Annotated in this window: 11 protein-coding genes; all 11 read right to left on the bottom strand. The window is 64.7% G+C overall.

Annotated features, from left to right (window positions below; all coding sequences use genetic code 11):
• Positions 1 to 26: 26 nt before the first annotated feature.
• Complete coding sequence (locus tag ACSQ22_RS10580; protein WP_436130263.1) at positions 27 to 569, bottom strand: VUT family protein; 543 nt, start codon at positions 567 to 569, stop codon at positions 27 to 29.
• Positions 566 to 2284: an NAD(P)/FAD-dependent oxidoreductase gene (locus ACSQ22_RS10575; protein ID WP_436130262.1), complete on the bottom strand. Its 1719-nt coding sequence runs from the start codon at positions 2282 to 2284 to the stop codon at positions 566 to 568. Before ACSQ22_RS10575 ends, ACSQ22_RS10580 begins: the two co-directional genes overlap by 4 nt.
• A 177-nt stretch (positions 2285 to 2461) precedes the next feature.
• Positions 2462 to 3541: a lysylphosphatidylglycerol synthase transmembrane domain-containing protein gene (locus tag ACSQ22_RS10570; RefSeq protein WP_436130261.1), complete on the bottom strand. Its 1080-nt coding sequence runs from the start codon at positions 3539 to 3541 to the stop codon at positions 2462 to 2464.
• Positions 3542 to 3562: 21 nt separating this feature from the next.
• Positions 3563 to 4801 carry a cardiolipin synthase ClsB gene (clsB, locus tag ACSQ22_RS10565; protein ID WP_436130260.1) on the bottom strand — a complete coding sequence of 413 codons (1239 nt, stop codon included), beginning with the start codon at positions 4799 to 4801 and terminating at the stop codon, positions 3563 to 3565.
• The gene (locus tag ACSQ22_RS10560; protein ID WP_121507563.1) at positions 4798 to 5571 is read right to left on the bottom strand and encodes an endonuclease/exonuclease/phosphatase family protein; all 774 of its coding nucleotides are present in this window, start codon (positions 5569 to 5571) and stop codon (positions 4798 to 4800) included. Before ACSQ22_RS10560 ends, clsB begins: the two co-directional genes overlap by 4 nt.
• Before the next feature lie 218 nt (positions 5572 to 5789).
• The gene (gene cysK, locus ACSQ22_RS10555; protein ID WP_436130259.1) at positions 5790 to 6707 is read right to left on the bottom strand and encodes a cysteine synthase A; all 918 of its coding nucleotides are present in this window, start codon (positions 6705 to 6707) and stop codon (positions 5790 to 5792) included.
• Positions 6708 to 6939: 232 nt separating this feature from the next.
• On the bottom strand, positions 6940 to 8025 hold the full coding sequence (gene rtcA / locus ACSQ22_RS10550; protein WP_436130258.1) for an RNA 3'-terminal phosphate cyclase: 1086 nt from the start codon (positions 8023 to 8025) through the stop codon (positions 6940 to 6942).
• Between the two features lie 26 nt (positions 8026 to 8051).
• Positions 8052 to 8795, bottom strand: coding sequence for an abortive infection family protein (locus tag ACSQ22_RS10545; RefSeq protein ID WP_436130257.1), 744 nt, complete (start codon positions 8793 to 8795; stop codon positions 8052 to 8054).
• A 6-nt stretch (positions 8796 to 8801) separates the two neighbouring features.
• Positions 8802 to 10022 (bottom strand): RtcB family protein, encoded by a 1221-nt coding sequence (locus tag ACSQ22_RS10540; protein WP_436130256.1) that lies wholly within the window; start codon positions 10020 to 10022, stop codon positions 8802 to 8804.
• A 27-nt stretch (positions 10023 to 10049) separates the two neighbouring features.
• Positions 10050 to 10856: a hypothetical protein gene (locus tag ACSQ22_RS10535; RefSeq protein WP_436130255.1), complete on the bottom strand. Its 807-nt coding sequence runs from the start codon at positions 10854 to 10856 to the stop codon at positions 10050 to 10052.
• A 9-nt stretch (positions 10857 to 10865) separates the two neighbouring features.
• A complete protein-coding gene (locus ACSQ22_RS10530) occupies positions 10866 to 12005 on the bottom strand; it encodes a slipin family protein (RefSeq protein WP_436130474.1) in 1140 nt (379 codons plus the stop codon).
• Positions 12006 to 12348: the final 343 nt, after the last annotated feature.

Here is a 12348-nt window from a genome sequence, read left to right as displayed (position 1 = left end):
CGAAAAGCAGAGGGGCGCCGCGCGGCTCAGGCCGTGCGGCGGGGCGAAGCCAGTCGGCTGCCGATGAGCAGGCGAAACGGCAGCAGCAGCGCCACGCCCAGCCCCAGCTTCACCGCGAGGTCACCCAGTGCCCAGGTGATCCACGGGTCGCTGGTGCCCCCAAACGCAATGCTCCAGAACACGGCCGTGTCCAGCATGGCCGCCAGCAGCGTGGCCACCAGCGGCGCGCGCCACCAGACGCCGTGGCGCAGGCGGTCGAACACGGCAATGTCCAGCCATTGCGAGAGCAGAAAGGCTGCGCCCGACGCGATGGCAATGCGCGCAGGCGCCAACACCAGCGAGGCGGCCACCGCCACCCCAAACCCCACCCAGGCCACCCGCCGCGCCTGCTGCGGGCCGTGGGCGCGGTTTACCAGCTCGCTCACCAAAAAGGCCACCGGGTAGGTGATGGCGCCCCAGGTGAGCCAGTCATTGAGGGGGAACTGGACCAGGATGTTGGACGCCAGCACCACGGCGGCCATGGCCAGGGCCGCTGCTGCAAACTGCAGCGGGGTGGGCGAACGCATCATGTGGCGGCACCGAGCAGGCTGCGCGCTACGGCTTCGCCCACCTTGATGCCATCCACGCCCGCCGACAGAATGCCGCCCGCGTAGCTGGCGCCTTCGCCCGCCGGGTACAGGCCCGGCGTGTTCAGGCTTTGCAGATTCTCGCCACGCCCGATCTTCAGGGGCGATGAGGTGCGCGTCTCCACGCCCGTCAGCACCGCGTCGTGCATGTCAAAGCCCTTGATCTTGCGGCCGAACACGGGCAGTGCCTCGCGCAGCGCCTCGATGGCGTAGCCGGGCAGGGCGGCGTGCAGGTCGCCCAGGGCCACGCCCGGCTTGTACGAGGGCTCCACGCTGCCCAGCTGGGTCGAAGGCTTGCCCGCAATGAACTCGCCCACCAGCTGGCCCGGTGCGCTGTAGTCGCGGCCGCCCAGCACAAACGCATTCGATTCGAGCTGGCGCTGCAGCACGCTGCCCGACAGGGGGTGGAACTGACCGGCGGGCAAGGCTTCCACACCGTAGGTCTGGCCCAGGTGGGTCTCAAACGCCTGCGCGTCCTGCGGATAGTCGCGTGGGTCGATGCCCACCACCATGCCCGCGTTGGCATTGCGCTCGTTGCGCGAATACTGGCTCATTCCGTTGGTCACCACGCGGTTGGGCTCGCTGGTAGCGGCCACCACGGTGCCACCGGGGCACATGCAGAAGCTGTACACCGCGCGCCCGTTGGCGGCGTGGTGCACCAGCTTGTAGTCGGCCGCGCCCAGCAGCGGGTGGCCCGCGTGACGGCCCCATCGGGCGCGGTCGATCACGCCCTGCGGGTGCTCAATGCGGAAACCGATGGAAAACGGCTTGGCCTCCATGGCCACGCCGCGCTGGTACAGCATGGCAAAGGTGTCGCGCGAGCTGTGGCCCAGCGCCATCACCACGTGGTCGGCACGCAGCTCGGTGGTCTCGCCCGTGGCCTGGTTCAGCACCTTCAGGCCGCGCAGGTGGCGGGCTTCACCGGTGCCTTCGATGATCACGTCCGTCACGCGCTGCTCAAAGCGGATCTCGCCGCCCAGCGCAATGATCTGCTCGCGCAGGTTCTCCACCACCTTCACCAGCTTGAAGGTGCCGATGTGCGGGTGGGCGACGTACAAAATCTCTTCGGGCGCACCGGCTTTGACGAACTCGTTCATCACTTTGCGGCCCAGGTGGCGCGGGTCCTTGATCTGGCTGTATAGCTTGCCGTCGCTGAAGGTGCCTGCGCCGCCTTCGCCAAATTGCACGTTGCTTTCGGCATGCAGCTCGCGTTTGCGCCACAGGCCCCAGGTGTCTTTGGTGCGCTCGCGCACGGTCTTGCCGCGCTCCAGCACGATGGGCTTGAAGCCCATCTGCGCCAGCACCAGGGCCGCAAAGATGCCGCAGGGGCCAAAGCCCACCACCACGGGGCGCAGGGGCAGGTCTGCCGGGGCCTGGCCCACATGGTGCCAGGCCATGTCGGGCGTGGGCTGGATGTGCGGGTTGCCCGCAAACTGGGCCAGGAGGGCGGCTTCGCGCGCGGGCTGCGCGAGGGTGATGTCCACGATGTAGACCGCCAGCAGGTCGGCCTTGCGCGCATCAAAGCTGCGCTTGAAGACGTGCAGGTGGGCGATGTCGGCATCGGCGATGCCCAGGATTTGCGAGGCAGCGGCGCGCAGGGGCGCCTCGGGGGCTTCGGCCACGGTGAAGGGCAGCCGGATTTCGGAGAGTCGAATCATGTTCTTGCGGGCCCGTGTCGATCGGGCGGGTTGCAATGGCGTGGGGCCGCGATGATACGGGGTGCTCGCCACCCACGGAAGCCCTGGCGTGCAGGGGGCGTGGAGCCGTGTGCCTAAAAAACTATCAAATCAATAGCTGCTCGCGCTTGATGGATAAGCGATAGAGGCACTTTTGAATCATATTTTTCGAGCTTTTGGAACTTCATCATCGCTGCCCGACTGTTGGCGCCAGCGCAGCTCTGCCACACCAAAGGCTATGGCCGCCAGCACCAGTGGCCCAAAGTAATACAGCGCCCGGTAGGCCAGCAGGGCCGCCAGCACTTCTTCCTGCCCCAGCGCCTGGGTGGCCAGCAGCGCCACGCCCACGGCCTCCAGCACACCCAGGCCCGCAGGCACGCGCAGCACCAGCCCGGCCACCGCCCCCAGCAACACGGTGGCCAGCGCGGCGGGGTAGCTCACCTGGTGTTGCAGCACCGTCCACAGCGCGGCGCCCATCAGCATCCAGTTAGCGGCCGACACGGCCACCTGCCACAGCGCCACGGGCCAGCCGGGCAGCGGGAACGCGTGGCCTCTCAGCGTGAGGGCGCGGCCACTGCGCAGGGCACACAGCGCCACATAGGCCAGTGGCAGCAATCCCAACACGGTGCCGCCAAGACGCCACTGCCAGGACTCTACAGCCCACCCGGCCACCGCAGGCGGCTGCCACGTCCACGCCAGCACGCCAGCCAGCAACAGGTAACCCACCCAGTTCGTCACGATGCTGGTGCCCACCACCTGACCGATCGTGCCGGGGTCCACGCCACGCCGGTCGTACAGTCGGTAGCGCACGCCCACGCCGCCAATCAGCGAGCCCAGGTTGAGCGTGAACGGGTAGCTCGTCATGGCGATGGCCAGCGTGGTGGTGCGCGCCAAGCGGTGGCCGCTGCAATGGCGGCCCACCCAGTCAAAGCTGCCATAGGTGAAGTGGCTCAGCAGCGCCAGCGCGCCACCCACGGCCAGCGCGGTGGTGGGCAGGTCGCGCAGCGCCTGCAGCACGGCGGGCCAGTCTACGGTGCGCGCCTGCCGAAAGATCAGCCCGGCCACCACCGCAAAAAAAGCGGCAGCGAACCCCCGGGTGGCCCACGGCCACCAGGCCTGCTGCGGCCAGTGGCGCCAGCCGCGTGGGCTGCTGCTACTGGTGCTGCTGCTGGGGGCAGGTGATGCCATGGCGTCGGCGGTGCCCGTCTGGGTGTCCGCGGGCAGTGTGGAGGTGGCCATGGCGGGGGCTCCGGGGCGCCGTCAGGTGGCCGCGCTGCTGGCGGGCTCGGCCGACGACGTACCTGGGCTGGCCAGCGTGATCGTGGGCTCATGGTGGGGCAGCCAGCCCGCCCACGCCGGGAACCAGCGCATCAGGTGGTACACCGCATAGCTGCGCAACAGACGCAGTCCATTCCAATGGCTGGGCGCTGCAGCTTCGATCTGCTTGCAACTGGTGTCCATCAGATGCGACAGGCGGCGGTGCAGGTGGGCGTTGAAGTCGCGGTCCTGGATGATCACGTTGGCCTCCAGGTTCAGCGACAGGCTCAACGGGTCGAGGTTGCTGGAGCCCACGGTGGACCAGTCCTCATCCACCAGCGCAACCTTGCCGTGCAGCGGGCGGTCGCAGTATTCGTACACCCGCACGCCCGCGCGTTGCAGGTGGTCGTACAGCAGGCTGGCTGCTGTCTTCACGATGGGCATGTCGGGCTGGCCTTGCAGGATCAGCCGCACGTCCACGCCCCGCTTGGCGGCCCGCCGCATCTCTCGGATGAAGCGGTAGCCCGGGAAGAAGTAGGCATTGGCAATGACCACCCGGGTGCGCGCGGCGCGCAGGGCCACGCGGTACTGGCGCTCGATATCGTTGGTGTGCTGCTGGTTGTCGCGCGTCACAAACATGGCGTTGGCTGTGCCTGCGTGGGGGCGGCCGGTAATGTCTGTGGCGTGGGGGCGTTGGTGCGCGCTGCGGTCCAGCACCGCCTCGCGCGTGAAGCGGTGCATCTGCGCCACAACCGGGCCGCGCACCTGCACGGCGTAGTCCTGCTTGGCCTCGGGGCCGAAGTCGGCCATGTGGTCGGCTGAATAGTTGATGCCGCCGATGAAACCCAGCTGGCCGTCCACCACCACGATCTTGCGGTGCATGCGGCGCAGCACGTTCAGCCGCTGCCCGAGGAAGCGACGGCCCGGGTCAAAAATCCGAAAGCGCACACCCGCATCCACCAGACTGCCCACAAACTGGTCCGACAGATCGGGCGAGCCAAACCCGTCCACCAGCACATGCACCTCGACACCGCGCTTGGCTGCGGCCAGCAGGGCGGCATGCAGTTCCTGCCCGATCTTGTCCTCGAACAGGATGAAGGTTTCCAGCATCACCTCGCGCCGGGCCTGGGCAATGGCGTTGAACACACGCGGGAAGAACTCCTCGCCGTTTTCCAGCAACTCGAAGTGGTTGCCCGGAACCCAGCGGGATGAGCGTGGCAGGCTGAAAGCAGGGCGCTTCATAGCAGGATCTCCGCCGCCAAAGGCGCATGGTCCGAGAGCTTGTCCCAGGGTTTTTTGGGCAGTGACAGCGGCGCATGCACAGCGGCGTTGCGCACGTAGATGCGGTCCAGCGCCAGCAGCGGCATGGAGGCTGGAAACGTGCGCACCGCACGGCCAAAGGCCTGCACAAACACCTCTTGCAGGCCCGCTTCGCGGTGCAGGATGTCGTGCGCGCGGTTGCGCCAGTCGTTGAAATCCCCCGCCAGCACCACGGGCTCGTTGGCTGGGAAGCTGCGCAGCAGATCGCACACACGCAGCAGCTGCCGCTGTCGATGGGATTCCTGCAGGCCCAGGTGCACACAGACCGCATGCACCGGCAGGTGGTGGCCCGGCGGCTGCAACACGCAATGCAGCATGCCGCGCCGCTCGGGCCCGCTGATGGAGATATCGTGGTTCTCGTAGTGTGTGATCGGAAACTTGGACAACAGCGCATTGCCGTGGTCGCCGTTGTCATACACCGCGTTGCGCCCGTAGGCGTATTGCGACCAGATGGTGTCCGCCAGAAACTCGTAGTGCGGCACCTGCGGAAAGTTGGCGAACCGGCTGGCATGGCGGTGGTGCGTGCCCAGCACCTCCTGCAGAAACACCAGATCGGCTGCCACATCCCGCACGGCATCCCGCAGCTCATGCAGCATGAAACGCCGGTTGAAGGTGGTAAAGCCCTTGTGCACGTTCACGGTGAGCACCTTGAACGCGATGGGCTGGGGATCGGTAGCGGCGGTGGTGGCCATGGGCAGTCAAACAATCTTTGGAGTGGGTCCCCCGCGAAGCCGCCGCGGTGTGCGCAATGGCCACTAGGGGCAGGCCGAGGGATGACTTGATTGTTTGGGCTGCACTGCCTTGCCGCTGTAGGACGGCTGGCCGTGGTTTTGTGCTGCTGGGGACGAAAAAAATGGGGCCTGATAGCCCCATTTCGTTCTGCAAAGTGCTGCCCTGGCGGCAGCGGCGCTTACGCCGGCAGGAACCCTTCGACCGACAGGTAGCGCTCGCCCGTGTCGTAGTTGAAGCCCAGCACCTTGGCGCCCGCAGGCAGCTCGGGCAGCTTTTGTGCAATGGCGGCCAGCGTGGCGCCCGACGAGATACCCACCAGGATGCCCTCTTCGCGCGCAGAGCGGCGTGCGTATTCACGGGCCGGTTCGGCATCGACCTGGATCACACCGTCGAGCAGGCTGGTGTCCAGGTTCTTGGGGATGAACCCCGCGCCAATGCCCTGGATGGGGTGGGGCGACGGTGCGCCCCCCGAGATCACGGGCGATGCCGTGGGCTCCACCGCAAACACCTTCAGGTTGGGGGACTTGGCTTTGAGCACCCGTGCCACGCCCGTGATATGGCCGCCCGTGCCCACGCCGGTGATCAGCACGTCGATGCCATCGGGGAAGTCCGTCAGGATCTCCTGCGCCGTGGTGCGCACATGCACATCGATGTTGGCGGGGTTCTCGAACTGCTGGGGAACCCACGCGCCGGGTGTCTGCGCCTGCAGTTCTTGTGCGCGGGCAATCGCGCCCTTCATGCCCTTCTCCCGCGGGGTCAGGTCAAACTGCGCACCATAGGCGAGCATCAGGCGGCGGCGCTCGATGCTCATGCTGTCGGGCATCACCAGAATCAGCTTGTAGCCCTTGACGGCGGCCACCAGAGCCAGGCCGATGCCGGTGTTGCCGCTGGTGGGCTCGATGATGGTGCCGCCGGGCTGCAGGGCGCCGGACTTTTCAGCGTCTTCCACCATCGACAGTGCGATGCGGTCCTTGATGGAGCCGCCAGGGTTGCTGCGCTCGGACTTCACCCACACGTTGGCCGCCGGGCCAAACAGGCGGTTGATGCGCACGTGGGGCGTGTTGCCGATGGTTTGCAGAATGTTGTCAACTTTCATGGCGTCTCCTGTGAGTGGCAAAGAAGGGGGTTGATCCAATCCAGCCCTTCAGAACAAATCCGTTCGGGCTGAGTCTGTCGAAGCGGGGCGCGATGGCGAACTCTTCCACAAACTCAAGCGAACGAGTTCCCGGGCTGGCATTGCGGCACCACGCGCATTCTGAACCAGTTGTTCTACAGCCTTGGTGATATGGATATAGCCAAGGCATCCACCCCAGTCTCTGCAACCCGGCTTACAGCTGCGGGCTGATCTCCACCAGCATGGCTTTGTCCACTGGCGTGATCTGCACCCGCACCGGCAAACCCAGTGCAATCGTCTGCGCGTTGGTTGCCGTGTGCTGCGTCACCTCCGTGCAGGTGTAGCGCGCGGCCTGCCCACTGCGCCACACCGCCAGGGCCAGCGGCAGCATCCACTGATCGGCCAGGTGCGGGCCTAAGGCACCCGCGCTGCGCTGGTAGTCGCGCACTTCATCCACCAGCCGCTTGGCAACCTGCTCGGCCGACAGGCTGCGCTCGCCCAGCTGGCAGAACACCTCGGTGATGTGCTCGTACTCCAGCGTGGCGATCAACGCGTTGCCCGGGCCTTCGTTCTGACGCGTAGGGGGCTGGCGCAGTCGGCCGGATTCAAAGGTCCAGCCCATGCGCTGGCCCAGCGCGTCCAGCTCCCGCGTGGCAATGTTGCGCGCCAGGCCCGGCACCAGTGCCTCGCCCCACGCGTCTTGCAGCGGGCCGCGCTCCAGCACGTCCACAGGCGTCAACGGCAGCGCTGCGGGCGTGATGTGTGCCAGCACCTCGCCACCCCCGGCGGGGTAGAAGCCGCGCCGCTGCAGTTGCAGATCCAGGCCCACGCCCAGCCGCCGCACCAGCGGTGCAAACGCCCGCTCCAGAAAATCAAACGGCGGCGCCATCGGGTTGTGCGTGCCGCCCGAGAGCTGCACGCGGCTCTGGCCCTCCGTCAGCATCAGTGCGGGCAGCACGGTCTGCAGCACCAGCAGGCAACTGCCCGCCGTGGCGATCTGAAAGCGGTAGTCGCCTGCGCGCACGGCGCCGGGCGTGAACAGCAGCGTTTGCGACCCCAGTTCCGCGCCTTCTGCATCGCCGCCGCATACCGCCACCGCCGCCTGCACGCAGGCCAGGTGCTGGTGCATCAGCCCCGGCTTGGGCCGCCCGGCGCGAATGCGTGTGATGTGCAGCGGGCGGCCGGTGACCATGGCAAGGGCCAGGCCGGTGCGGAGGATCTGGCCGCCGCCTTCGCCGGTGGAGCCGTCGAGGGTGAGGGGGGTCACATTAGCAATGGGAATTTCTTTTTTCTTTTCCATCAAGGTTTGTTTGAAAACGGATTGCGTTAGGTCGGCACATCCTTACGGGCTTCATGGGTAGCAAGTAGATAAATAGCTAGTGCGCCGGAGAGGTTGACTGCTAGTTCTGCGTGGCGCGCGGCAGGCCGAATGCCTACTTTTCCCTTTCCGTGAGCATCTCCCAACCGGTTCCGGAGTGCCGCTAAACCCTCAACGACAGCCGTGCATCCTCCCAGGATTTGCTTGAAAACCTGTTCAGTATGTTGGGATGGCGCTATTCGCAACTCTTCTGCTGTGAGTCGATAAAGTTTGTTCATGTCAGGGTTGTCGTCGTGTGCAACGTTGCACTCGTCAAGAATTTGCTTGCACACCGACTCAAGGAGTGTTCGAGCCACGGTGATGGCACCCTCCGGATCGGAAGCCCTCCGATCCAGGGCCTTCGACCAAATCGCTTGGGCGTACGCCGAATTCATTCTTTTGACAGCTCCGGAAACCAATGAATCCGCTGGGGAGTCTTGGTCCGATTCAATTTGCTCCAAAAATGGACGAAATTCGCCCCAAATGAAATCTCTTCTTTCGGCATAGGTGGCGTATTTGCCTTTTACGAATTGCCAGAACTGGGGCAGGCTTCGGCACGTTCTCACGAAGCTTGGAACCTGAGACTCAAATCGCCTTTCAGACAAGACGACCTGTCTGAGCCTCACATAGTCAGCGTCGTCTTCGTCATTACCTGTTGCTCGTGAAACCAACAGGTTTTGGAGTGTTTCCACTTGCTCTTTGTAGACGTTCATGCTCTCTCACCCCTTCACACAAACGACCTGCTTGAGCGTGTAAACCACCTCCACCAGGTCCTGCTGCGCAGCCATCACTGCATCGATGTCTTTGTACGCCATCGGAATCTCATCAATCACGTCGGCATCCTTGCGGCATTCCACGCCCTGGGTTGCCTTGATCTGATCTTCGACCGTGTACATCTTTTTGGCCTTGGTACGGCTCATGGTGCGGCCCGCGCCGTGGCTGCAGCTGTTGAAGCTCTCGGGGTTGCCTTTGCCGCGCACGATGAAGCTCTTGGCCCCCATGCTCCCCGGGATGATCCCCAGCTTGCCCTGCTCGGCACTCACCGCGCCCTTGCGGGTTACGAAGACCTCCTGGCCAAAGTGCGTCTCGCGCTGCACGTAGTTGTGGTGGCAGTTCACCGCTTCCACATGCGTCTCGAACGGCTTGGTGATCACCGTGCGCAGCGCGGCAATCACGCGGCCCATCATCACTTCGCGGTTGGCGGCAGCAAACTTTTGCGCCCATCCCACGGCCTTCACGTAGTCGCCGAAATACTGTGCGCCTTCCTCGAAGTACGCCAGGTCCTTATCGGGCAGGTTGCGCTGGTTCATCTCGGCGTCCTTCTTGGCCAGCTCGATGAAGTGGGTGCCGATGGCGTTCCCCACCCCGCGTGAGCCGGAGTGCAGCATCACCCACACGGACTGGTGTTCGTCCAGGCAGATCTCGATGAAGTGGTTCCCCGTTCCCAGCGTCCCCAGGTGCTTGTAGTTGTTGGTGTTCTTGATGCGCGGGTGCGCCTCGCAAATTTCCTCGAACTCATCCACCAGACCGGCCCAGGCGCGGTCGGTCTCGGCGGGCGGGGTGTCCCAGCTGCCTTTATCGCGGCCCATGCGTTTGGGCGTCATCCCCACCGGCACGGCGCGCTCGATGGCGGAGCGCACGCCGGACAGGTTGTCGGGCAGGTCGCTGGCCGTCAGCGTGGTCTTGCACGCCATCATTCCGCACCCCAGATCCACCCCCACCGCAGCGGGGATGATGGCCTTGAGGGTGGGTACCACCGAGCCGATGGTGGCGCCAATCCCCAGGTGCACATCGGGCATCACCGCCACATGCTTGAAAACGATGGGCAGGCGCGCGATGTTGCGCAGCTGGTTGCGGGCTTCTTCTTCCACGGGCACGCCGTTGGTCCACATCTTCACGGGCACGCCGTTGGGTACTTCATATTGTTCGTAGTTGTTCATGTTTCTTTCCTGTTCTGTTGTTCATCTTCAGCTGGCCATTGCATCAAAGACAGCTGCAATGCGTTCGGTCAGCGGGTAGTGGATCTGGCCGCATTTGGCGCATGCCGGGCGCCAGTCGGCGGGTGTCCCGTCCTCTGTCAGCTTCAATAGCTTGTGTGCCCACGCGGCTTTGACTTGCGGATCATTCAGCCATGCCTGCATGGCGGCATGAAAGGGCGCCTCGGCAAACGCGTTGGAGATCGCTCCGCCATTCGTCCAGTATTCCCAGTAGTAGGAATCTACAAAGTTCAGTGTCGCGGCTTCGCGGTCGTCGGCTAACCAGTCGCCCAGCAAGGGCTGTATGGATACTCCGGCGTAGTCCCACATCAGCAGGATGCTGAATGCGTGCTCTCCCTGGAAAAGGCCTTCGCTGTCCGGCTCCCACTGCGCCAGGCCCTCGGCGAAGAATGCCCGTGCATAACCCAGCACGGCAGCCCTCTCGTCAGATGAGTAGGCATCGGCAAGGCAACGCCCCAGCCGGTCGAGATAGATCTCGGTGGAGTGGTGCAATCGGGCTCCTTGCGCCAGCAATTCCAGCATGCGAGGAAGGTAGTACTTGATCTCGTCCGCGGGCTGTACCTGGCTCTTGGCAGAGTCGTTGTATTGATAAAAGTGTTCCCGCGTCAGTTGGCGCAGCGGCAGGCATCGCATCTCGCGCTCCAGTTCGGCATCCATGCAGCAGCCGGTGCAGACATCCAGCAGCCCATGCGGTGCCTGGTATTTCGCAAAGGTCTGGTAGACCGCCTGTGTGGCGGCTTCCAGAGGCATTGCAGCAGTCGTTGGTTTCTTTTTCATGGTTCTCTTTCAGCGCATCTTCACCAGGCCGTTCAGCACCTGGTCCAGTCCACCAAACACCGATATCTTGTCGATGCGCTCGGCCACCCGTTCCAGCGTCTCCAGCTCCTTCATGCGCAGGGCGACGGGGTTGTCCTCCATCACCTTCGCCGTGTTGAGCAGCGAGCGCGTAGCGGCGGTCTCTTCGCGGCGGCGGATCACGTTGGCCTGGGCCTGTTTCTCCGCCTGCACCACCTGGGTCAGGATGGTTTTCATCTCGCCGGGCAGCACGATGTCCTTCACGCCCACGCTTTCCAGCTGCATGCCGTAGGGCGATAGCTTGGCGGCCATGTGCGCGGTCACCACGTCGTCGATCACCGTCTTGTTCTCCAGCAGCTCATCGAGCGTGCGGGTGCCCACGGCGGCGCGCAGCGCAAACTGCAGCTCGCGATACAGGTGATCGGCGGGCTTTTGCAACTGGGCAAAGGCGCGCAGCACATCGGTGTAGCGAAAGGTGGCCGAGAGGTTCAGCCGCAGGCTCACCTTGTCGCGGGTCATGATGTCCTGGCCCGATACCTCCACGGCTTGCAGGCGCAGGTCCACCAGCTCCACGGCGATGGTGCGGCCGTACTTCCAGAACGCGTAGGCGCCCGCAGGCAGCAGCCGATCCACTTTGCCGTCGATGGTGAGCAGCGCGCACTGGCCCTCGGGTACCTGCACCTGCAACACACCAGCCAATCCGGTCACGCTGCGCTGGCGCAGTTGTGTGTGTGTCAGGCGCGCCACCAGGGCGGCGGGCAGCTCGGGGCTCGCTTCCAGGTCGATCACCTGCACGTTCACCTCCACCAGGCCTTTCCAATAAAGGCGGCGGGTGCCAGGGGGCAGCACCTCGACCAGCACGCCGTTTTCGCTGCGCAGGCCCACTTGCTGCTCCGACAGGTTCACTTGCACAAACTCTGCCGCCACCACGGCAGGCTCCTGCGCCATCAGGTAGTCGGCCAGGCCGTGGGTGAAAGCGGGTTGTTCGAGGGCGAAGGTCTCTACGCGCAACTGGTCCATGCCTGCAAACAGCCAGTAGGTGCCGCTTTGGAGCACGCGGTCAAAGCTGCCGTTGCGCAGCAGCAGGGCGCGTTCGTTTTTCTTCACGGTCACTCGTTCGATCAGCTTCATCATTTTTCTTCTCCTTGTTCTTTTGTTGTCGTTACTTCGTCGTTGTTGTCATTGCAATCAGGGTGCCGTTACAGCGATGGCGGGGTGCCAGCGGGCACAGCCGGGGCCTTGCAGTGCGCCGTGGTTGCTGCCCTGCAAGCAGGGCGGCAGCGTGGCTGGCTGCGGGCGCGGGCCGTGCCGGGTGCTGGCACAAACCGCCACCGGCTGACGGGGCCTTGCCTTGCGGGTGCGTCCAAAAACGCAACCCTGGGGCAACTCCCCGCGTTCGGCGGGTGGTCTTTCGACCGGTACTTCCAAGTGCTGGCCTTGCGGCCGTGGGCAGGAATCGAACCTGCGACAACCC

The organism is Acidovorax sp. LjRoot38, from assembly GCF_964252975.1.
GTDB lineage: Bacteria > Pseudomonadota > Gammaproteobacteria > Burkholderiales > Burkholderiaceae_C > Acidovorax > Acidovorax facilis.
This window is presented reverse-complemented; position numbering and strand designations above follow the sequence as displayed.

Excerpts from the sequence above, each read along its gene's own strand:
- ACSQ22_RS10580 (WP_436130263.1), bottom strand. The coding sequence starts at position 569 with ATGATGCGTTCGCCCACCCCGCTGCAGTTTGCAGCAGCGGCCCTGGCC.
- ACSQ22_RS10575 (WP_436130262.1), bottom strand. The coding sequence starts at position 2,284 with ATGATTCGACTCTCCGAAATCCGGCTGCCCTTCACCGTGGCCGAAGCC.
- ACSQ22_RS10570 (WP_436130261.1), bottom strand. The coding sequence starts at position 3,541 with ATGGCCACCTCCACACTGCCCGCGGACACCCAGACGGGCACCGCCGAC.
- clsB (WP_436130260.1), bottom strand. The coding sequence starts at position 4,801 with ATGAAGCGCCCTGCTTTCAGCCTGCCACGCTCATCCCGCTGGGTTCCG.
- ACSQ22_RS10560 (WP_121507563.1), bottom strand. The coding sequence starts at position 5,571 with ATGGCCACCACCGCCGCTACCGATCCCCAGCCCATCGCGTTCAAGGTG.
- cysK (WP_436130259.1), bottom strand. The coding sequence starts at position 6,707 with ATGAAAGTTGACAACATTCTGCAAACCATCGGCAACACGCCCCACGTG.
- rtcA (WP_436130258.1), bottom strand. The coding sequence starts at position 8,025 with ATGGAAAAGAAAAAAGAAATTCCCATTGCTAATGTGACCCCCCTCACC.
- ACSQ22_RS10545 (WP_436130257.1), bottom strand. The coding sequence starts at position 8,795 with ATGAACGTCTACAAAGAGCAAGTGGAAACACTCCAAAACCTGTTGGTT.
- ACSQ22_RS10540 (WP_436130256.1), bottom strand. The coding sequence starts at position 10,022 with ATGAACAACTACGAACAATATGAAGTACCCAACGGCGTGCCCGTGAAG.
- ACSQ22_RS10535 (WP_436130255.1), bottom strand. The coding sequence starts at position 10,856 with ATGAAAAAGAAACCAACGACTGCTGCAATGCCTCTGGAAGCCGCCACA.
- ACSQ22_RS10530 (WP_436130474.1), bottom strand. The coding sequence starts at position 12,005 with ATGAAGCTGATCGAACGAGTGACCGTGAAGAAAAACGAACGCGCCCTG.